21 protein-coding genes are annotated in these 21,450 nt (G+C 56.6%); 16 read left to right on the top strand and 5 right to left on the bottom strand.

The features are described from left to right. Window positions 1-1,577 precede the first annotated feature (1,577 nt). The 14 genes from CWO91_RS43110 (at window position 1,578) to CWO91_RS21075 (ending at window position 14,931) form a co-directional block, all read left to right on the top strand. Complete coding sequence (locus tag CWO91_RS43110) at window positions 1,578-1,901, top strand: hypothetical protein (RefSeq protein ID WP_165405596.1); 324 nt, start codon at window positions 1,578-1,580, stop codon at window positions 1,899-1,901. Then, the gene (locus tag CWO91_RS21135) at window positions 1,855-3,312 is read left to right on the top strand and encodes an oligosaccharide flippase family protein (RefSeq protein ID WP_165405595.1); all 1,458 of its coding nucleotides are present in this window, start codon (window positions 1,855-1,857) and stop codon (window positions 3,310-3,312) included. Before CWO91_RS43110 ends, CWO91_RS21135 begins: the two co-directional genes overlap by 47 nt. Continuing rightward, the gene (gene hisH, locus CWO91_RS21130) at window positions 3,309-3,926 is read left to right on the top strand and encodes an imidazole glycerol phosphate synthase subunit HisH (protein ID WP_130215942.1); all 618 of its coding nucleotides are present in this window, start codon (window positions 3,309-3,311) and stop codon (window positions 3,924-3,926) included. The genes CWO91_RS21135 and hisH overlap by 4 nt, the downstream gene beginning before the upstream one ends. Then, window positions 3,923-4,693 (top strand): HisA/HisF-related TIM barrel protein, encoded by a 771-nt coding sequence (locus CWO91_RS21125; protein WP_130215940.1) that lies wholly within the window; start codon window positions 3,923-3,925, stop codon window positions 4,691-4,693. Before hisH ends, CWO91_RS21125 begins: the two co-directional genes overlap by 4 nt. Continuing rightward, window positions 4,693-5,823 carry an N-acetyl sugar amidotransferase gene (locus CWO91_RS21120; protein WP_130215938.1) on the top strand — a complete coding sequence of 377 codons (1,131 nt, stop codon included), beginning with the start codon at window positions 4,693-4,695 and terminating at the stop codon, window positions 5,821-5,823. The genes CWO91_RS21125 and CWO91_RS21120 overlap by 1 nt, the downstream gene beginning before the upstream one ends. Then, on the top strand, window positions 5,820-7,193 hold the full coding sequence (locus CWO91_RS21115) for a hypothetical protein (protein WP_130215936.1): 1,374 nt from the start codon (window positions 5,820-5,822) through the stop codon (window positions 7,191-7,193). Before CWO91_RS21120 ends, CWO91_RS21115 begins: the two co-directional genes overlap by 4 nt. Then, window positions 7,193-7,786 (top strand): acyltransferase, encoded by a 594-nt coding sequence (locus tag CWO91_RS45045; protein WP_130215934.1) that lies wholly within the window; start codon window positions 7,193-7,195, stop codon window positions 7,784-7,786. Before CWO91_RS21115 ends, CWO91_RS45045 begins: the two co-directional genes overlap by 1 nt. Next, window positions 7,783-8,850, top strand: a complete 1,068-nt coding sequence (locus CWO91_RS21105; protein ID WP_130215932.1) for a glycosyltransferase — start codon at window positions 7,783-7,785, stop codon at window positions 8,848-8,850. Before CWO91_RS45045 ends, CWO91_RS21105 begins: the two co-directional genes overlap by 4 nt. 25 nt (window positions 8,851-8,875) lie before the next feature. After that, entirely contained in the window at window positions 8,876-9,718 is an 843-nt protein-coding gene (locus tag CWO91_RS21100) for a class I SAM-dependent methyltransferase (RefSeq protein ID WP_130215930.1), read from the top strand. 429 nt (window positions 9,719-10,147) lie between these two features. Next, on the top strand, window positions 10,148-11,209 hold the full coding sequence (locus CWO91_RS21095) for a Gfo/Idh/MocA family protein (protein ID WP_130215928.1): 1,062 nt from the start codon (window positions 10,148-10,150) through the stop codon (window positions 11,207-11,209). Next, complete coding sequence (locus tag CWO91_RS21090; protein ID WP_130215926.1) at window positions 11,206-11,676, top strand: acyltransferase; 471 nt, start codon at window positions 11,206-11,208, stop codon at window positions 11,674-11,676. The genes CWO91_RS21095 and CWO91_RS21090 overlap by 4 nt, the downstream gene beginning before the upstream one ends. Before the next feature lie 12 nt (window positions 11,677-11,688). Beyond that, window positions 11,689-12,786, top strand: coding sequence for a DegT/DnrJ/EryC1/StrS family aminotransferase (locus CWO91_RS21085; RefSeq protein WP_130215924.1), 1,098 nt, complete (start codon window positions 11,689-11,691; stop codon window positions 12,784-12,786). A 25-nt stretch (window positions 12,787-12,811) separates the two neighbouring features. Then, window positions 12,812-13,741 carry an NAD-dependent epimerase/dehydratase family protein gene (locus tag CWO91_RS21080; protein ID WP_130215922.1) on the top strand — a complete coding sequence of 310 codons (930 nt, stop codon included), beginning with the start codon at window positions 12,812-12,814 and terminating at the stop codon, window positions 13,739-13,741. A 170-nt stretch (window positions 13,742-13,911) separates the two neighbouring features. Then, complete coding sequence (locus tag CWO91_RS21075) at window positions 13,912-14,931, top strand: glycosyltransferase family 4 protein (protein ID WP_245471323.1); 1,020 nt, start codon at window positions 13,912-13,914, stop codon at window positions 14,929-14,931. 104 nt (window positions 14,932-15,035) lie between these two features. Here CWO91_RS21075 and CWO91_RS21070 read toward each other — a convergent pair whose 3' ends face one another. The 3 genes from CWO91_RS21070 to gmd are packed head-to-tail and all read right to left on the bottom strand — an operon-like array spanning window position 15,036 to window position 18,284. Next, window positions 15,036-16,229 (bottom strand): glycosyltransferase family 4 protein, encoded by a 1,194-nt coding sequence (locus CWO91_RS21070; RefSeq protein ID WP_130215919.1) that lies wholly within the window; start codon window positions 16,227-16,229, stop codon window positions 15,036-15,038. Between the two features lie 20 nt (window positions 16,230-16,249). Next, entirely contained in the window at window positions 16,250-17,218 is a 969-nt protein-coding gene (gene fcl / locus CWO91_RS21065) for a GDP-L-fucose synthase (RefSeq protein ID WP_130215917.1), read from the bottom strand. Beyond that, window positions 17,199-18,284, bottom strand: a complete 1,086-nt coding sequence (gene gmd, locus CWO91_RS21060; protein WP_130215915.1) for a GDP-mannose 4,6-dehydratase — start codon at window positions 18,282-18,284, stop codon at window positions 17,199-17,201. The genes fcl and gmd overlap by 20 nt, the downstream gene beginning before the upstream one ends. A gap of 469 nt (window positions 18,285-18,753) precedes the next feature. Here gmd and CWO91_RS43105 point away from each other — a divergent pair, with 469 nt between their 5' ends. Together CWO91_RS43105 and CWO91_RS21055 are read left to right on the top strand one after the other, a co-directional pair. After that, on the top strand, window positions 18,754-18,906 hold the full coding sequence (locus CWO91_RS43105) for a hypothetical protein (protein ID WP_165405594.1): 153 nt from the start codon (window positions 18,754-18,756) through the stop codon (window positions 18,904-18,906). Window positions 18,907-19,606: 700 nt separating this feature from the next. Continuing rightward, complete coding sequence (locus CWO91_RS21055; protein ID WP_130215913.1) at window positions 19,607-20,704, top strand: acyltransferase family protein; 1,098 nt, start codon at window positions 19,607-19,609, stop codon at window positions 20,702-20,704. Window positions 20,705-21,064: 360 nt separating this feature from the next. Here CWO91_RS21055 and CWO91_RS21050 read toward each other — a convergent pair whose 3' ends face one another. Further along, window positions 21,065-21,316: a hypothetical protein gene (locus CWO91_RS21050; RefSeq protein WP_130215911.1), complete on the bottom strand. Its 252-nt coding sequence runs from the start codon at window positions 21,314-21,316 to the stop codon at window positions 21,065-21,067. Next, window positions 21,313-21,450: transposase domain-containing protein (locus CWO91_RS21045; protein WP_130215909.1), on the bottom strand; the 138-nt coding region annotated here is incomplete at its 5' end. The genes CWO91_RS21045 and CWO91_RS21050, both read right to left, overlap by 4 nt.

Raw genomic sequence — 21,450 nt, 5'->3', positions numbered from 1 at the left:
GCCGACGTGATCGAGTGGCGCCTCGACAGCGCTAGTTCAAATGGCCTTGCGCTTGTACTCTTCGGTGAACGACGACGATTGAGGTTCTTTGCATTCGACTCCTCTGGCTCTTTGAGCCTATTGCAGGTCTCCACTCATTCGAGGGAGGTTCACCATGGGACACTCCAGATCTCATAATCTAATAAAGGATATCTGTTTCTTGGGAAGGATTGAGCTTTGGATTTCTGTGATTGTTCAATTGGGCGGTGGCGCGCTGTTCGGTTGTAGTCGCTAGAGAGGTTTCTGGCACTATCAGGATCGCCTTCTAGCGGTTGCGCTGCGCCAGGAGGAAGCGCCACGTCCGACTGAAAGGGCTTTCACCCGTCCAATCGGTTGGTAGTGCTAGCGTCCACACATCATTGAGGAAGTCATAATTAGAACCCGCCACAACCCAGAGTTTATCAGAGAATACAAGGGCTGAATGCGCCATCCGCGGTGTCCACGCCTTGTTTGCAAGGTAGGGGTACCAGGCTGCTCCATCCTTGGAGTACCAGATCTCATTTGATCCCGCCCGGTTCGATGGAAGCAGTCCTCCCATCGTCCACAGAGCGCCGCGAAACGATGTGCTGGCTGACCAGATCCGGCCAGGCCATTCTGCCATCGCTGTTTTCCTAGTCCAGGAATAACCATCGGGGCTACGCCACACGTCTCGATAAGCGACGGCTTGCTTGCCCCAATATCCTCCGCCCAAGATCCAAATCTGTCCTTCGTGAACAACCGCGTTGTGGAACGCACGAGGTTGCCAAGGTGCATTTTGAAGCGCCTGCGTCCAGGTTGTCCCATTGTCAGTGACCCAGACGTCGTTGAAGTTTGGCTCCGTGCCTTCGTTTCTCGGATGGCGAGTGCCGCCGAGCAGCCAAAGCCTTCCAGAAAAAGATACGAGTGCGCCGCCTCCGCGTGGGGACCAATCTGCCTCTCCCACTCGGGACCAGCTTCGCCCGTCCTTAGATGACCAAATTTCAGCGACTGGCGTAAAGGTGTTGCCATCTTGATAGAAGCCGCCCATTCGCCAAAGTCGTCCTGCGTATGCAACGACCATCGACTGAATGGTCGGTCTCCATGGAGCTTGATCCAGCTCCTTAGTCCAGGTCAGACCGTCTGCTGAGCTCCAGCAATCCCTGAGCCCCTGTGGTATGTTCGCCGGAGTGCCCCCGATCAGCCAAATTCGGTTTTCATGAACGACCAAAGCTGCGTTGTCCCTGGAGGGCCAGGGAGCAGCCGCGCTTACTTCTGCCCAAGACGGGTCCGGCGAGGGACGATAGGAGGCGAGCCCGACGGCCCCGCTTATGAGCCCTCCGACGACTATGAGTCGTCGGGTAGGTGGTCGAGGATTCATTACGCTCACACCATTGCCCTATCCGCTGTCTAGATCAACAAATTCGTAGCATTTTCAAGTGAGTGGATTATTTCGATAGATGGAAAAACAGACACTTCACTTGCCTAGCACAAGTGGATGCTGTTAGAGGAGAGGCTATCTTTCATGCTGCCTTTTGTTGTGGCGGAACCATGTCTTCTGTAGGGCTGAGGTAAGAGCGGGCATGATCAGGTTTGGCCTACTTGGCCGTGGACGCATAGCGAACCATCATGATTTGCTGGGCGACGGAAGCGTCAAGGGAGCTGTCCGCGCCACCATTCGTAACAACGTACCTGAGCGCACCGATACCGGGCCCAATCAACTAGTCGCGCTGACTTCTCTCGCGACCGAGGAAGGCAGCGTCTACGATGTGCGCCCAGGCCTGCGGCCGGAGCAGTTTCCGAACGCACATAGCTATCAAAGTTGCGTTCTCTCGCTGTCAATGTCCGCCGAGATCGCCATTGCTCAGCAAACTGCTGTCATTGATCTGGTTCGCACGTTTGACTAATCCTCGACCGTCGAATCGACTGGCGCAGTCCCTCATCGCCTCGGGATTTGGTCCACTCGCGTCGCAGGCTTTTTCAATCGCGCTTGTTCCTGTTTTGTTTCGGCTCTATTCGCCGTCTGATTTCGGTGTCTGGGCGGCTATCCAGGCCGTGGCGATAATCGTGGGCTCGCTGCTCTCGTTTCGCTTTGACCTGGCTCTGGTGATCGAGCGTGATTCCGTGCCCGCGAGTCTTCTCTTCCTGGCCACGATAGGGGTCGTTTGTGTTATGTCGCTCGTGCTGGGCGCCGTGACCGCCATATTCATGAAGTCCATTCAACAGCTCGGAATCGGGCCGATGCCTGTAGCCTTGGGTTGGGGCTGGTTGTCGCTCGTGGGACTCGCGGTCGTACTCCAGGCCTGGTTGATGCGGGAGGGGGCGTTTGCTCGAATCTCGACAGGCGTTGTGCTGAATGCGATCACAGCTAATCTCGTTCAGCTTGGAGGAGGCTTTAGCGGCGACGGCGTGTGGCTGGTCGTTGGCAGTGTTGTTGGGCAGGCAGCCGCTACGCTTTTCTATGTTCGTAGCATTCAACAGTCCGCTGAGCGGCCGGTCTGTTCGATGGATGTCAGTGGGATGATGACTGTCTTGATGCGCAATAGGCGCTTCCCGCAGTTCTCGCTGCCCTTCACGGTCCTTTCCTTGCTACGCGAGCGAGCGCCTATCTTCATAGTCGGTGCATTCAGCACGGCTTCGCTGGTTGGACTCTACAGCCAAGCTTGGAGATTAACCCATCTTCCGTCCGCATTCACCAGTGCCTCTCTGAGACCCGTGTTCTTTCACCGCGCAGCGACGGAAGGACTTGCCTCTCAAGGTGACAAGGTCGATCGGATCATGCGATGGCTCCTGATCGTGAGTAGCCCATGGATTGCTCTTCTCGTGTTTGGGGGAGACGAGCTCTTCATGCTCGTGCTCGGATCTCGATGGCAGGGCGCAGGGTGGCTCTCCGCAATGCTCGTGATGCCTGCGTCTCTCTTCATGATGACGAATTGGATGGATCGACTGCTCGATTCCATTGGCCGTCAGGATCTCAATCTGAGGCTCGAGGCCGTTGCAGCAATCAGCTCTGTCGGTTCTCTTTGGGCGATGCTCGCTTCGGGGCGATCGTTGACCGAAGCCGTCGCCCTGCAAAGCGTGATGCTTACCTTGAGCTACCTCGCGTTTCTCTGGATTTGCTATGGTGCCGCCGGTTGGTCCCGCTCAGGATTGCTGAGATCGATTGCTATTGCCGGGGTTCTTGGCGCGGTCGTCTATGTCATGCTTACCATACTCGGACAGCTGCTTGCACCAGCGGCAGTGATTGCGTCGGGCGCCGTGTTGGGGGGCGCCATCACAACCACCGCCTTATTGAGAGCCAGGAGGGATTTGCGATGATCACCATCATTGACTACGGCGTCGGAAATCCTGGTGCTCTCGTCAATATGTTCGAGTTTATCGGCTACGAGGCACGAATTGCTAATCAGGCGTCGGCTATCCTTGAAGCTAGTCACTTGCTGTTGCCTGGAGTCGGTGCGTTCGATGCGGCCATGCAGAGGCTGCGCAATTCAAACCTCATCCCGGCACTCGAGAAAGCTGCTTTTGGCCAAAGAACCCCATTGCTGGGGGTTTGTCTCGGCATGCAGCTGCTCGGCCGCGGCAGCGAAGAGGGAGCTACCAAGGGACTCGGCTGGATCCCTGCCGACACTGTGCGAATGCGCCCCGACCCTGCACTCAAGCTCAAGGTGCCGTTCATGGGATGGGCTGACATCGAAGCTGCGCCGAGCGCGAGGTTACTCGATGATGGCGGCGAGCTTCGCTTTTACTTTACCCACAGCTATCGCATGGAATGTGACTATGCCGCCGATGTCGCTGCGACCTACCAATTTGACCGGCCTGTTGTTTGCTCTGTGCAGCGCAGCAATATTTATGGAGTGCAGTTCCATCCCGAGAAGAGCCACCGTTTTGGCATGAAGCTTCTTAGCAATTTCGTCGAGAGATCCGCAGTATGAGACCCCGTGTCATTCCGGTTCTACTGCTTGATAGCCGCCGGCGCCTTGTGAAGACGCGCCGTTTTGGTGAACCGGTCTATGTCGGCGATCCCTTCAATGTCATTCGCATCTTCAATGAAAAGGAGGTGGATGAGATCTGCTTGCTCGATATCAACGCAACGGTTGAGAAAAGGCGGCCGGACGTTGGTTTCATTCGCGAGCTCGCGGCTGAGTGCTTCATGCCGTTAAGTTACGGTGGCGGTGTGACGTCTGTCGCGGACGCGACGCCTATATTCGCGGCGGGTGTTGAAAAGGTGGTCCTTGGTCGTGCGGGAGCGGACACGCGCGCGATCCGGGCGCTTGCCAACGATTTCGGATCCCAAGCTGTGACGGTCTGTATCGACTGCACGCGTGCGAACGGCACGTGGCGGGTCGCACTGGACCGTTGTCGTATCGTTACCGATCTTGATCCTGCCAGCTTTGCAAAGGCAGCTGAAGCGTCTGGTGCTGGTGAAATCTTGCTGCAGAATGTGGATCGCGACGGAGAGCGCGGCGGCTACGACCTGCCCCTAATCTCCCAAGTCTCTCGCGCCATCGAGGTGCCGTGTGTTGCGCTCGGAGGCGCGGGTGAGCTGCAGCATCTGACGGAAGGTCTGGCGGCAGGCGCCAGCGCTGTCGCTTCTGGAAGCGCCTTCGTTTTTGTTGGTCGCCTTCGAGCCGTCCTTATCACCTATCCTTCAGGCAGCGAGATACAGCGTCTGCATGCAGGTCTGCAGAGGGGCGTTTGATGCTGCAGAACAACCGAAGCTATCAAGTGTGTTCATACTGCGTGATGGACAACACTAATCCGGGAATCACCTTCGACAGTAACGGGCTGTGCAACTGCTGTCGTGACGCCGTTACACGCAAGCCTCACGAATGGTGGCCGAACGACGAGGGTCGAGCACGCTTAAACGCGATCGTCGTTAACGTTCGAAACGAGATGAACAGTAGGCCGTATGATGCCATCATAGGGTTGAGCGGCGGGGTGGACAGTGCTTATGTGGCGCATCTGCTGGCAAGGGAGTATGGTCTTCGCCTTTTAGCTGTGCATGTAGATGGCGGCTGGAACACACAAGCTGCCGTTCGAAACATCGAGTTGCTGGTGAGGAACTTAAACCTTGATTTGCATACCGAGGTGATCGAGTGGGAGGAAATGCGTGACCTCCAGCTGGCGTATCTCCGTGCCTCGGTGCTCAATCAAGATGCGCCCCAAGATCATGCATTCTTTTCGACCCTCTACAAGTTGGCGAAAAAGTACAATCAAAAGTATTTCTTCAGCGGAGTTAACTTCAGCAGTGAGAGCATTCACATCCCTGCAGGTGGTTATCCAGCGATGGATGCACGCAATCTGAGGGCGATCCATCGCGCACACGGCGCAACTCCGCTGCGAACCTTTCCAGTCATGAGTTCGCTGCAATATCTTTGGCTGGTGAAATTCCGAAAGCAGGTGCAAATAGTGAAGCCACTCAACTATCTGCCCTACGACAAAGAGGCTGCCAAGCGCTTGTTGGTGCAGACTTACGGCTTCGTGGATTACGGCAGCAAGCATCAAGAAAGTCGATTTACGAAATTCTACCAAGAGATCTATCTGCCGGCTCGCTACTCTTTCGATAAGCGCAGGCTGCATTATTCAGCCCTAATAGTTGCGGGGCAAATCACCCGAGATCGCGCCATGCAAGAGCTAAATATTCCTTTGATATCCGAACAGCAGGCGATGAGAGATAAGCGTTTTGTCGCAAAAAAGCTTGGAATTGAATTCTTGGAGCTGGAAGGCCTGATGGCTTTGCCAGCGATTCCACACGAGCACTATGCAAACAACGCCGCCCTCTACAGGTTGAACCACGCTTTGCGAAGACTGGTCCCGAGGTTCTCATGATCATCTCATTAGCCTACGTCGTGGCCGCTTTAGCAATTTATGGTGCAGCGCTCTATCTGGTGTACCGATTGGAGCCTCGCATAACTGCGTCTTCGATTTTGATCTGCTTCCTATTTTTGATATACGGTCCGCCTTATATTGCCTACATGCTGTTCCGCAGGCCGATCTCGGCGGTCGATTACCTGATTTCCAATTCGGTTGATTTCGACCGGGTGGTCATTGGTCTGAATCTTTCCATTGCACTGATGTTTATCTCTGTAATTGCAGGCATAGAGATTTTAAATGTGTTGATGGCTAGCTCGATCTCGAAGATGCAGGTAAATCTTGAGGCATGGAACGAGCAGTCGCTAACGTCATCATCACAGAGGTCGTTGGTGCTATTCAGCATAGTCCTCGCGCTCGCGATTTTCATGGGATGGACATCGTACCGAGAGGGCCACCTTCAAATCCTGCTCGGATATCTCTCCGTGCCGGGGGACGAATTTGCTAAGATCGCCTACCGCCAGCAGCACGGTGGAAGCCAAAGCTATCTTTACAATTGTATCGCGGCTTCCGTCGCGCCGATGATGATAATCTGGGGTGCTCTAGCAGGATGGACGCAGCGATGGTGGCCCCTGCTAGTTGCGACCGCTTTGCTCGTTATGACGACTCTCTTGGCAAAGCTCGAGACGCTCAATAAGGCACCTACCGCCTTGTTTCTGCTTCAGCTCGGATTCGTAGGTTATCTATTGTTTCGAAATAATCTGAACTGGCGCATGGCAGTCGGGGGCCTTGCGGTAACAGTATTGATTTTCGTTCCGATATTTCAGTTGGCAATTCCGGGTATGAATGCGACGGACGCGCTTGGGTTCTTCTATTATCGAGCGTTCGATTACTCAAACGCGGCGCTGCTGGAGTACTTTGGAGCGTTCCCTTGGAGGCTTCATCACATGTGGGGAGCCAACATTCGATGGGTGGCCACCCTGTTGAACTGGGATTGGACCCCATCTTACGACGTGGTGGCGAGGCTATGGCGGTCGGCCGAAGGGACGCATACGACCGCTATGTTTATTGCAGATGCATGGGTCGACTTTTCCTATGCGGGCGTGGTCATATACAGCATAGCCGCGGGCGCGATCTGCCGAGCTATAGATACGTTGTTTCTCAGGGAGGGAAAGACCGCGGTAGCGGTGGCGGCTCTGGCCGCTGCGTTCATTGGGATCTACAACTTAATGATCTCGGCGCTTCCAACTTCGGTTCTATCCGGCGGATTGGGACTGCCGTTGATTGTCGCGCTCCTTCTTGGAATCGGCAAGCGCTTGAGGCGCGAGGAAGGTGGCGAGGTAGCCGAGGCTGCGCCTATCGTCTTCGACAGTGGGACGGGCAGCTAATGCCGACTGCATTGCCGATACGCGTTCTTGATGTCTTGATGGGCTGGAAGGCATGGAGGTCAGGCGCGGTTTCCGTCGGAAACGGAACCTCGTTGGCTTGGCGCCGGCTTCGTCGTGTTCACGGCAACCGATTGGGAATCGGCGAAGGCTCTATTGTCCACGCGAACATCATTTTTGAAAACCGGGGGGGCAAGGTTCTCATCGGCGATCGGACGTATATTGGCCTATCCACCGTCATTTGCTTTCAGCAGATTTCCATTGGAAATGACGTCCTCGTTTCTTGGGGCGCAACGATCGTTGACCACGATTCGCACAGCCTTGAGTGGGATCTGCGTCGGAACGACGTGCGCGAATGGTCGCGCAATCGAAAAGATTGGTCTTACGTACCCAACGCGCCAGTGGTAATCGCCGATAAGGCGTGGGTAGGATTCAATGTAACAATATTGAAGGGAGTGACGATCGGGGAAGGTGCTGTTGTTGCCGCGTGTTCCGTTGTTACGCGAGATGTTCCGCCTTATGCTCTCGTTGCGGGAAATCCGGCTCGGGTGATTCGAATGCTGAGTAACGGTGATAAGGCCGAACTGTCGCAATGAGGATTTTCCAGAACAACGGTCTCTCGCGCGGATTCCGAAGCTACCGTTGCAGGCCGAGTCGCAACACATTCCGCCAGCAGATTCTAGAGTTCCTGGGCACTCGGTTCGCCGCCTTGCATATTCTGTCTCCGATACTGGAGGGCGACACACGTGCGTTTTATACAAACGGCGATGATGAGCGATTGCAGACAACCTGGGCGCGAGAGCAGGGTCTCCAAACGAGCGATTTGACGAAGATACTTCTTGCTCAGATCGAGCACCACAATGCCGAGGTCTTCTACAATCTCGATCCCATGCTATATGGGTCTGATTTCGTAAAAAAAATGCCGGGGTGTGTCAGACAAACCGTATGCTGGCGTGCGGCACCTTCGGGCATTGTAGACTTGAGCGAATACGATCTTGTCGTGTGCAATTTTCCCTCGATCCTGAAGGATTGGGAGCGGAGGGGATGTCGAGTGGCGTATTTCGCGCCTGCATACGATCCTTCAATGAGCGAATATGCGGGTGAGACGACCAAACCGCTGGATTTGATATTCGCTGGAGGTTTTTCGCGCCATCACATCGGGAGGTCGGCGATATTGAATGTGGCGGCTAACCTCCAGGGCGTAAATTCGCGCTTCCATCTCGAGCAGGGGCGACTGACGCGTATTGCCAATGCGTTTCCGTTAGTTCCCTTCCTGAATAAGTTCGCGTACCCGCGTCAAGTCGCAGAGCGGGCTATGAGACCTCTCTACGGGCGAGAAATGTACTCGGCATTCGCGAGCGCGAGGATCGTTCTGAACGGGGCGGTTGATATGGCTGGAGCCGACCGGGGAAATATGCGTTGCTTTGAAGCAACTGGTTGCGGTTCGGTCCTGCTGACGGACGCCGGCAACTACCCGGAAGGGTTCGTGGATGGAAAAACGATGGTGACCTATTCTGTCCCCGATGAGATTCCAGCGCTGGTTCATCGACTGCTGTCCGATCCATCTTGGGCATTGTCGATCGCGGAGGCCGGCCACGGCATGGTGAAGAGTCTGTACAGCAAGACAAGACAATGGGATCGCTTCCAGAAACTAGTCTAGTGAAATTGATTATGGTCTCGTACTCATGAATGCTGCGGTAAAAGGTACCTGGGAAGACGCCGTGTGCTGGCTCCGTAAACAACCGGAGCAACAGCAGCTCGTCTTGGACGCCTTCTATGACGATCCGCTCATCGGAGCAGCCGAGCGGTACTTCCATTCTTCCGAATGGCAAGAGATATCACGCCTCTTGTCCGGTAGGTCGGGCAGGGCGCTAGATGTTGGTGCGGGTCGGGGGATAGCGAGCTATGCCTTAGCTCGCGATGGATTCGAAGTCACTGCGCTCGAGCCTGACCCGAGTGCAATTGTTGGGGCTGACGCGATCCGCAGTCTCGCGGCGGAAAGCCGCCTCGGCATTGAAGTCGTCGAACAATTTTCGGAGCAGCTACCCTTCACCGAAGCAACCTTTGATGTGGTCTTCGCGCGCGCCGTACTTCACCACACTCGTGACCTTGAGAACGCATGCAGCGAGATGTATCGAGTGCTCAAGCCAGATGGCTTGCTGATAGCTGCAAGAGAACACGTGATCACCAAGGATGCGGATCTACCTAGGTTTCTTGCGCTGCATCCACTTCACCGTCTATATGGGGGAGAACATGCGTTTCGGTTGGATCGATATCTGGCCGCGCTAAGACAAGCAAAATTCCGTTCTATCGAGGTTCTTTTGCCGCTCAAGAATCCCATCAATCTCTACCCCTATACGATTGATCGGATTCGCGAAGAGGTCATCAAAAAATGTTCACGCAAGCTTCCTATTGCTTCACTTTTGCGGGCCGTGACTCCACGAATGCTGATTGAGGCGACTTTATCGGTTGCTAGCTGTTTCGACAATCGACCGGGTCGACTGTATACATTTGTCGCCTATAAGTAGGCGCTCAATCTTGTTTGTCCTCCTTGGAGGACGCTGGGCGCTGTCGACGGTCTGTGAGGCTTGCAGCGTGGCGCTGTTGAGCCAATCCCTACTTGAGAATGTATGGAAAGGCAGGTCCAGCGCTATCTGCGGTCAAGCGAGCTGTTGAGGTCGGGAAAATAGTTCATGAAGCCATTGATCCCAAGTGCGGTGCAATTGCTGACGGCCTGCGTAGACGTATAGAAATGATGTGGCCCGCAATCTGATCTAGCGATCCTGAGATGGCCGTCCGGCAAACTAAGTTTGAGCTCCGATTCAGTTGGTCGGGTTGACGGAATGCGCGGAGCGAGGTGGATCAGCTTTTCATGCCTAGGACTTGATCTAAAAGGGGTATCTCGAATATAGACGACCCTAGATTTTACCACCGGGCGCAAAGGAAAGGATCGCTCAATGATCAGGTTTGGCCTGCTCGGATGCGGGCGTATCGCCAAGCGTCACTCGGAGCTGTTGGGGAGTGGTCAAATCGAGGGCGCGCGCCTGGTCGCGGTCTGCGATTCCATCAAAGCTCGCGCCGACGCCGTCGCGACGAAGTTTGCAGTTCCGGCCTACGACGATTTGAACGAGTTTCTCGCGCGCACCGACATGGATGCCGTCGCGGTCCTGACGCCGAGCGGCATGCATCCCGAGCACGCCATCGCCTGTGCGCGCGCCGGCAAGCACGTCATCGTCGAGAAGCCGATGGCGCTTCGGTTGCAGGACGCTGACGACATGATCCGCGCCTGCGACGAGGCCGGCGTCAAGCTGTTTGTCGTGAAGCAGAACCGATTCAACGTCCCGGTCGTGAAAGCGCGCGAGGCGCTGGACGCCGGCAGGTTCGGCCGGCTCGTCCTCGGCACGGTGCGTGTGCGATGGTGTCGGGACCAGGCTTATTACGATCAGGACGCGTGGCGTGGCACCTGGGCTTATGACGGCGGCGTGCTCACAAATCAGGCCAGCCATCATATCGATATGCTGGAGTGGTTTTTCGGTGACGTGGTGAGCGTTCACGCCCGGTCAGCGACGGCTCTGGTGAAGGTCGAAACCGAAGACACTGCCGTGGCGACCCTCAAATTTCGCAACGGTGCACTGGGGATTATCGAGGCGACAACAGCGGTTCGTCCCAAGGACCTTGAGGGATCCCTTTCCATCCTCGGGGAGAAAGGCACTGTGGAGATCGCGGGCTTCGCGGTTAATCAGATCAGGCACTGGAATTTCGTTGATGCGCTGCCGAGCGATAAGGTTGTCGTCGAGAAGTTCTCAGTCAATCCGCCCAACGTCTACGGATTTGGCCATCAGGCCTATTACCAGCATGTCGTGGATTGCCTATTGCATCAGAGCGCCGCGCTGGTCGACGGCCTGCAAGGCCGCAAGAGCCTCGAACTGATTTCGGCCCTCTACGAGTCGATCGAGACCGGGCAAGAGGTTGCGCTTCGCTTCGAGCCCCGACGGAGCCGGCTCGGAGTGCTCTCGTGAGCAGCAAGCCGCAAGTGCACCAGGTCGGCGTGCGCGACGTCAAATTCGGTGAGCGCATCAAATTGGTCGAGCCCTGCAATCTCTACGGCTGCGAGATCGCGGATGACTGCTTCGTCGGGCCCTTCACCGAGATTCAGACTGGCGCCGTGATCGGCGCGCGGACCCGTGTGCAGTCGCATGCTTTTGTTTGCGAGCTCGTGTCGATCGGGGAGGATTGCTTCATCGGCCATGGCGTGATGTTCATCAACGATACCTTCTCGACTGGGGGGCCGGCGCGCGGGCGCCGGGAATTGTGGCGTGCGACGAAGATCGGAAATCGGGTATCGATCGGTTCAAACGCCACCATCATGCCCGTAACCATCGCCGATGACGTGGTGATCGGGGCGGGTTCGGTCGTCACGAAAGATATCACCATGGCCGGGAGCTATGCGGGAAATCCCGCGCGTCTCCTTAAGGGCAAGAACTAGAGGTTAGCTCCAATGCCGGTACCTTACGCGGATCTCGAGCTCCAGTACCAGTCGATCAAGGCTGAGATCGATGGCGCCATCGCTGCGGTCATACGCGATAGCGCCTTTATCCGGGGACCCTATGTCGATGCCTTCGAGCGGGAGTTTGCGGCCGCGGCAAGTGTCAAGCACTGCGTATCCTGTGCGAACGGCACTGATGCACTATACCTCGCGATGGCGGGGCTCAGGGTCAAGCCGGGTGATGAGGTCATCACGACCGCGCATTCCTGGATATCGACATCGGCGATGATTACGCATGCTGGCGCGCAAGTCGTGTTCTGCGACACCGACGGCGAGACCTTCACGATCGACCCGGCGGCAATCGAAGCCGCGATCACGCCGCGGACCGTCGGAATCATTCCGGTGCATCTCTACGGCCAGTCCGCGGACATGGACGCGATCATGGCGATTGCGCGCAAGCATGGCCTGTGGGTCGTCGAGGACTGCGCCCAGGCGCACCTAGCGTGCTACAAGGACCGGATGGTCGGAACCTTCGGCGCGGCCGCGACTTACTCGTTCTATCCCGGCAAGAATCTCGGCGCTATGGGCGATGCTGGCGCCGTCGTCACCAACGATGCTGAACTTGCAGAGCGCATGACCATGTTAGCGCGCCATGGTGGCCGCGTGAAACATCAGCACAATATCGAGGGCATCAACAGTCGGCTCGATGGGATGCAGGCAGCGATCCTTTCCGCGAAGCTGCCGCATCTCGCTGCTTGGACCAAGGCGAGGCAACATGCGGCCGCGATCTACGATGCCTGCCTCAATCAGATAGAAGATGTAGAGGTGCCGCAGGTCGCACTCGGCCGCAGTCACGTCTATCACCTCTACACCATCCGTCATCCGCGACGCGACGCGCTAGCCGCTCATCTCAATTCCAAGGGGGTGCAGACCGCGATCAACTATCCGACCGCGCTGCCATTTCTTCAGGCCTACAAGCGGTTCGGGCATAGCGCGAGTCAGTTTCCGAATGCGTACCGTGATCAAAGCAGTATTCTCTCACTTCCAATGTATGCCGAGATGACGAGGAAACAGCAAGAAATTGTTATCGATTGCATTCGCTCTTTCTAGTTGGACAAGAGGGGGTGAGATTGCCATGACCATTTGGATCACCGGTGCCAATGGCTTTATTGGAAGATATCTGACGCGCGAGCTGGCCCAGCGAGGACTCGCTGTACATGGCGTTGGCCATGGGGCGATCGAAGAGCCTGAGAAGCACTATCTCGGAATGCGCAATTGGTTGAACGGTGAAATCGAGTCTGCCAATCTTAACGCGTTGGCAGTGCGAGCGGGGTTACCAAGCATTGTGTTCCATCTGGCCGGCGGATCTTCCGTTGGAGTATCCATCGCGCAGCCCTACGAAGATTTTTCGCGCACGGTAACAACCGCAGCTCGTCTTCTGGAGTGGCTGCGTACAACTGCGCCGGAGTGTCATCTTGTGGTCGTCTCTAGTGCGGCGGTCTACGGCGCCGCGCATGTGGGGCGCATTTCTGAAAGCGCAACGACCGAGCCCGTATCTCCCTATGGACAGCATAAACTCATAATCGAGCAGCTCAGTCGTAGCTACGCAACCACGTTCGGCTTGCAAAGCACAATCGTGCGGCTCTTTTCGGTCTACGGTGCCAATTTGCGCAAGCAGTTGCTTTGGGATATTTGTATGCGCTTGCGCGAGGGGGGTGGAACTCTGACACTCGGGGGTACCGGGAGAGAGCTGCGCGATTGGACAGAGGTCCGTGATGTGGCGAGATTGTTAGCGCACGTTGGGTGCAATCCGCCGGATCAAGCAGTTGAAATCATCAATGGAGGCTCGGGCATTGCAACGTCCGTTGCAGATATCGCTCGACACGTCATGCATGGCTGGGGCTTGAATATTCCGGTGGAGTTTTCAGGTGTAGCGCGACCGGGCGATCCTCTATGCCTGGTCGCTGATCCCAGCCGGCTGAACGCATTATCCTTTGAGTGGGAAATAGCCGTTCGGACGGGCATTGCCGACTACGTCACCTGGTTCAAGGAGCAATTTCTTTGACTCGGCCGCCCCTCCGTGTCGGCTTCACATTCATTCCCCGCAGGTTGCATGCAGGCGGATTTAACTATCTCCAAAACCTTTTCGCGGCTCTTCATAGATACCGTCCCGGCGAGCTCGAGCCTGTAATATTTGCAGGCCTTTCGGACGATGACCAGGATCTGGCTAGTTTTGTGCGGATTCCAAACGTCGAAGTCGTAAAGCATAAGGCGTTTGAACGCGACCATTCCGGGTTGATCAGTGCGCTCGTTGCCGGAATAGACCATACCGCCGCTGCTGCTTTCGATGCGGAGAGAGTTGACGTCGTGTTCGAGCATGCTCGGTTTTTCGGTTGGCGCCTTTCATTGCCGACCGTCGCCTGGTTTCCGGATTTGCAGCACAAGAGCCTGCCTCACCTGTTTTCCACGACGGCCCGTTGGCGCCGTGAGCTCGGGTTTCGTGCACAGCTTGCCGCAGGACGAGCGATCGTTCTGAGCAGCGAAAGTGCATTAAAGGACTGCAGGCGCTTTTATCCGCGCGCGACAAATCACATCTCGGTCGTCAGGTTCGCCAGTTACCCGACTAATGACCTTCTTGCAGCCAATCCTCGCGAGATTATCAGCCTTTATGACTTGCCTGAGCGATACTTCTATTTGCCGAACCAGTTCTGGCGGCACAAGAACCACCAATTGGTGCTCGATGCACTGGCGATTTTGGCTGAGCGAGGTATAAAGATTGTGGTTGCGGTATCAGGTGGGCCCGACGACCCCCCAACATCCTTCAACAGCATCATGCGACAGGTTGAGGAGCGCGGACTTAAGGACAACTTTCGCTACCTGGGGATGATTCCTCTCGCGCATGTCTACGCATTGCTCCGGGCATGCCGGGCACTGATCAACCCGTCACGGTTTGAAGGCTGGAGTACGACCGTGGAAGAAGCGAAGTCGTTTAATGTACCCATGATCGTATCGGACTTGGACGTACACCGCGAACAGATTGGTGGCTCGGCTGTCTACTTCAGCGTTGACGATGCTGGGGCTCTCGCCGGATGCCTTGCCGAAGCTGTATCGAGAGACGAGCCCTTCCATGTAAGGCAGTTGGGATCCTCTGTCGAAGGGCGTGTTGCCAAATTCGCCGAAGATTTTGCGGATGCCATCAAGCGCGCCGCGGCAGCCAGCTCTTTACCATTGCGGCGTGTCAAGAAGGATTGGTAAGGAGTTTTTCGCGCTGACCGGCTGATGGACGACGCTCGCTTTGTCGGGCAGGATCTGAGAGCCGCATTGCGGTCTTGCGACGCGCGACGTCGATCAGTTCAATCTTACCTGATGCTGCTGACGACCGAGCGATAGCGGGCGAGCGCGACATCTTCGTAATATTTCTCGGCAACAGCGGCTGCCCGAATTCCCTTGTCTATCGTGGCCTGGCGGTCTCTAGCGGCTTCGCGGATGACACGGGCAAGCTCGGCCGGATTTTCCGGCGGAACGACCCATCCGATTGCCTCTTCGTTGAGCACTAGAGCTCCCTCGGAACTTCCCTCAGAGGCTACAATGACCGGCCGGCCAACGGCGAGGATGTTGTAGAGGCGGCTCGGTATGGAAACGCCAGCCACGTTGCGACGATAAGGGATGATCCAGAGATCGGCGGCGGACAGGAACTCGACGAGCTCATCCTCGGCGACAGGCTTCAGGATCGTGACGTTCTCGAGTCTGTCCTTCGCGAACAGATCGTTAAGGTCCTTCCAGCCAACGCCCCATCCCGAGAGGATGAAGTGGATATCCTTATCGTCCCGCAGCAGCCGGGCCGCCTCGAAGACTGTCGCAGGATCGTGGGTGAAGCCGAGATTGCCCGAAAGGCCAACGATGAACCGTGACGCATCAGGCGCGCGGAATCGACTGGCGCGAGCGATCTCCCGGTATCCGATCGGAACTAGCGCCCAGTTGGGAATGTAGTGAAGCTTGCCGGCATCGACACCTCGATACTTCTGGATGAGAGGAGGGACATCCCGTCCAATGACGACAATGGCGTCCAGGCGCTTAAACATAAGGGTGTTGGCGAAGCGAATCAGACGGACCGCAAGCGAGTTGGGCTGTACCATGCCGGCCGCCTCAAGCGCCTCAGGATAGAGGTCGTAGACAAGGAGCATCGTGGCCGCACCTCTCAGTTTCGCTGCCAAGAGCACAGTATAGGGCAGAGTGAAGGGTGTCGTGACGCAGAAGACGAGATCTTCCCGCCTTGCGCGCCTAAGAACGGAAAAGAACATCCGGACCGCGAGCAGACAGATGGCTACGGCGCGTCGCACTAGCGCGGACTTGGGCGGATTCCAGGTGCCGACTTCGATGACGGCCGGTTTGCCGGGAGGATTCGCGCCGCTTGAACCGGGCGTTGCGGAAATGACGACCACCTGGTGATCCGCCGCAAGGGCGTCAGCGATCCTGCCGACATAGACTGCTGTCGTGCTCCTATCTGGCGGATAGAATTGTGCTGCGATGATCAGCGTTGCGGGCTTGTCCATGGTAGATTGATCTTCGCCACTCAATTCTGGGGCTCTGAAAGCGTGTCGGCGTGCTCCGTCAGGTACGCACGGTAGGCGCGCCGAATTCCATCCTCCAGCGAGGTGGTTGCGCGCCAACCGAGCTTTTCAAGACGACTGACGTCGAGCAGCTTGCGCGGTGTGCCATCGGGACGCGAGGTGTCGAAACGGATCTCGCCGCCGTAACCGACGACTTCAGCCACGACACGCGCAAATTCGCCGATGGTGATGTCTGCGCCGGTGCCGATGTTGATCAGCTCCGCACCGGAATAGGTCTTCATCAGATGCACGCAGGCATCCGCCATGTCGTCGACATAAAGGAACTCGCGCCGCGGCGTCCCGGTGCCCCAGACCAAGACGCTCTGCGCGCCCGCGACCTTCGCCTCATGAAAGCGCCGGATCAGGGCAGGCACCACGTGGCTCAGTTCGGGATGATAATTGTCGCTGGGGCCGTAGAGGTTGGTTGGCATTACGCTGATGAAGTCGCTGCCGTACTGGCTGCGATAGGCCTCCACCATCTTGATGCCGGCGATCTTAGCAATCGCATAGGGCTCGTTGGTCGGCTCCAGCGGGCCGGTTAGCATGGAATTCTCGCGGAGCGGCTGAGGCGCCAGCTTCGGATAGATGCAGGAGGAGCCCAGAAACATCAGCTTCTCGGCACCGCTCTGATGCGCAGCATGGATCACGTTGGCCGCAATCGCGATGTTGTCGTAGATGAACTCGGCGCGCAGCGAGTTGTTGGCGACGATGCCGCCGACTTTTGCCGCGGCGAGAAACACGACCTGCGGCCGGACCTTCGCAAACCAGTCGAACACGGCCGCCTGGTTGCAGAGATCGACCTCGCGCCGGTCCACGGTGACGAGCTTGATGTCTTCCTGCGCCAGCCGGCGTACTAGCGCGCTACCGACCATGCCGCGATGGCCGGCGACGTAAACGCTCTTGCCCTTCAGCTCAAACGACGTGCTTGCCATGGGCCGCGTCCCGTTTTGCTTCCGCCAGATCGCTCGCCATCATCTCCTCGACGAGTTGGGCAAAGGTTCGCTTCGGCTTCCAGCCGAGGACCTGACGCGCCTTGCTGGCATCGCCAATCAGGAGGTCGACCTCGGTCGGCCGGAAGTAAGTCGGGTCGATCTTCACGACGGTCGTGCCACTCTTTGCATCAATGCCGGTCTCGTCGACGCCCTTGCCTCGCCATTCGATGTGCCGGCCGACATGCGCGAACGACAGCTCGACCATCTCGCGCACCGAGCGCGTCTCGCCGGTGGCGAGCACGAAATCGTCGGGCTTGTTGGCCTGCAGGATCATATGCATGCCCTCGACGTAGTCCTTCGCATGGCCCCAGTCGCGCTTGGCTTCGAGATTGCCGAGATAGAGTGTGCTGTCTAAACCGACTTCGATGCGGGCGACGCCGCGGGTGATCTTGCGGGTGACAAACGTCTCGCCGCGGATCGGGCTCTCATGGTTGAACAGGATGCCGTTGCTTGCGAACATGCTGTAGGCTTCGCGGTAGTTCACCGTGATCCAGTAACCGTAGAGCTTTGCCACGCCGTAAGGCGAGCGCGGATAGAACGGGGTGGTTTCCTTCTGTGGAATCTCCTGCACCAAGCCATAGAGCTCGGACGTCGAGGCTTGGTAGAACCGCGTCTCCTTTTCCATGCCGAGGATGCGGATCGCTTCCAAGAGCCGCAGCACGCCGATCGCGTCGGCATTGGCGGTGTATTCCGGGCTCTCGAAACTGACCGCAACGTGGCTCTGGGCGGCGAGATTGTAGATCTCGGTCGGCTGGATCTGCTGCACCAGGCGGATCAGATTGGTCGAATCCGTCATGTCGCCGTAATGCATTTGGAACGGCACGTTTCCGACATGCGGGTCCTGATATAGATGGTCAACGCGCGCGGTGTTGAACGAGGACGAACGCCGTTTGATACCATGGACGGTGTAGCCGAGCGACAGCAGGTACTCGGCCAAATAGGCGCCGTCCTGCCCCGTAATTCCGGTGATCAGAGCGACCCGCCTCTCTCTCTCATTCCTTGTCATACTATATGTCTCCGCCCGGACCGGTAGGTGCAGGTCACTAACCCCACTCGGGATAGCCCAGCGGCTTGCAAAAATCCACTGAGCAGCGCGACAATGTTCATACGCTACAGAATGGAGCAGGCTAGGAATGCGATTCTGGGTCCAATGGTATAGCTATGTCTTGCCCATCTTCAAAAGTAGCTTAACAAGCCTTTCGAGATTGCGTCCGGGAAACAAATAGCTACCTAACCCGGCGGCCTGAGAGGCCTCACGTCGCTTTGGGCGTCGCCGACCACGATACTTCGGGGCGGATCCACCGGGAAGCGTTTCAACAGGTCGATGATCATGCCCCGCTGGGTTGCGACTATCAGGCGGCGATAGCGCTCGACGGTGGCATTAAGAGTGAGCTCCAAAAGTGGCAACTGTTCTGCCATTCAGCCGTGAAGGGTCTGAACATGATGTTCCTCGTAATAGCCTCGGGCAAGTGGCAATGACCAAGGCGAAGGATCCTGTATCTTACAGCCTTTACGACCCAACAGCGCCTTGGAATCCATTCGAACTTGTCTGCTTCGAACATATAGCCAAGTTCGCGGTTTCACCCCGCGCGATCGGCGGCCGGGCGTCGGTCGAGTTTGCTGATTGACATAGCAAAATTTCCCGCGGTGTCGTTCGAGTCCATAACGACGTATTTGCGTCTTGGCAAGCGCTGCTCGCCTGGGCCTGCTGAAAAGCCCAGTGATTGCGGTAGCTTAGCGCGTTAGAGCTTGCTGATGCCCCCTCGCTCCGCAACCTGCTAAGGACCGGTATGCGATCTCGACCGTTCGCCGAGAACTAAAGCTATTTGCCATGATCAGCGGAATTAACAATAGCTGGTATTAGTGGGACATCCCACCCGGGCTTAGTGGTTGGGATGACCATAGCATGCTTGCGGCAATGCATGCGAAGAGCGTTATTTAGAATTGTCGCGGCGAGAGATCGCAAAGTGGTAGGCAATCTGACACTCTCATAGATAAGAGTGTCATGAGCGCTCCCCCTATCGATATCGCCGCTCCCGTAGCGCTGATCGAGAAGCATGAAGGCTGTAGCCACGGCCGTTGCTCGCCGATCATCATTTACCGATATGGAGATCTAAAGCAAAAAACCTCCTGGAGCGGTCAGGAGACGCACCCGTGCGTCCTCGTCCGTCTGGACTCGATCGGGGGCATTGTGCCATCGTCGTGTGAAAAATTCGGGTAGTTCAACGGTCGCTCAGACTCAGAACTGCATACAATACCCGCCAGGGCTCGTATGCTTCCATTAGGTTACTCGGCGACCTAGACCCATGACGATGATCGCGTGAATAGATGGGGCTCTTGAGATTACTTCTAGCACTGGCCGTTGTCGGCGACCACGTGAGGCCGCCATTCCCTTGGCTTCACCTCACGGCGGGGACCATCGCTGTTGAAGTTTTTTTTGTTGTTTCCGGATTCTACATGCAGATGGTCCTATCGCAACGGTATGCGTCCGTAGGAGCATTCTACCTTAGCCGAGCATTTCGGATTTACCCGACATACTGGATAGTGGCTGCGCTTGCTTTCGCGTTCTGGCCCGTGAACGGTTTCCATCACATTGCTAGCCTGGGGTGGCAACCAGCCAGTCTGGTGTTCGCGTCCAACGCCTTGATCTTTCTTCAGGACACATTGCTGTGCCTCGGAGCGGATCACGGCAAGCTATTCTTCACCGCAGATTTTCAGTCCACAGCCCCTCAACTGTCCGCGTACCTGGTGGTGCGCCCATCGTGGACACTGGCGCTAGAGCTGTATTTTTACTTATTAGCGCCCTATTTGACTCGGCTTAGTAGCTTCCGCTTGGGTGCGGTCGCTCTAATACTCACTGGAGCGAGACTTGCAACGTATCACGCCGGATTAGATCACGATCCGTGGTTCTATCGCTTCTTCCCGTTCGAGCTTCCTCTATTTGTACTCGGAATGCTCAGTTTCCGATTATTCAGCCGGATCGAAATGCTTCCGTTTTCGAAATCTAAGGCCGCAGCGCTCGTCGCAATCTGTGGGCTGATTGTGGTGGGACGGTATTTTGTTTTGAATGTGCCAGCTCAGTACAGCTTCGCGGCAGCTGCAGCGGCCGCGGCGGTAGCTCCGGTTGCCTTTTCAGCCTTCAAGGACGTCAGCATCGATCGATTTGTCGGAGATCTTTCCTATCCAATCTATCTAGTGCATTTCCCGATCATTCAGTTTCTGAGTAACAATTATACCGTCGTGGTCGCGGTAAGCCTGTTGGTGTCTTGTCTCATTGTAGTTGGCCTTGAGCGGCCGTTGGATCGACTTCGCCATCGGCTCGCCTGCAAATTGGAACCCGATCCAGGCCATGCCCCCGACCACGGCCAAAGCCGTTCAAATTGGCCAACACTGCAGACGGGCAATCCTAATTCATCCGCCAGCTAGCCCCGCATTGCGCTTGCTCATCGGTTGCGGGACATGCTCTCAATGAAAGCGGGACCGCGCCATGAAGACGTACATCAACTGGGACGCTGTGCTTGGTGCCGAGCTCGCAGCCGCCTTGTGGTTAATCTCGGCTTCGCCTTGGATGAATGATGAATGTCTCTACGGCGACGATCAGAGGGGCCCACGCTCGGGCCGATGGTCCTTAGCAAGGACGGGCATCAAATCGATCTAGTTGGGGCGACCGAGAGGCAATCTAGATGGAACTGCTATGCCGCCGCCGTAACCGGCTTGGCGGTTGATCCTCCAGGCTCTTGGTGTGGCTCTGCGTACGCCTCCGGCGTAGGCCGCAACCTGATTGGATTATTCTGACGGCCATCGCTTAAGTAACTGCGGATTTTCTTTATAAATTTGGATGAGCTCGATGAGGCGCTCGATGCCGAAGTCAGTGAACGCTTGAACGCCGTCTTCGCCAACGCCAAAGACCCAAATGGCGCCGTCCTCGATCTCCATTTCGTTGGCGACGTCTCGTAGCCAATCTTCATCTTCGCCGAGGTCTTTTGCGACCTGGGTGATGGTGGTGACGTGATGGACCTTGTTGACGTGGGTGGTCATGCCGCTCGAGCGGAGATCGCTGACGCCGGCGTCCAATTCCAGGGCAGAAGCTCGTCCAGCCGATGAGCCGGATGAGCGGCAATGCGGGCAAGGATATCGGTCAACCACGCCTGCGGATCGACGCCGTTCATCTT

Source organism: Bradyrhizobium genosp. SA-3, from assembly GCF_004212635.1.
Lineage (GTDB): Bacteria > Pseudomonadota > Alphaproteobacteria > Rhizobiales > Xanthobacteraceae > Bradyrhizobium.
Note: the sequence above shows the minus strand (reverse complement) of the source record. Positions and strands in the feature narration are given on the sequence as shown.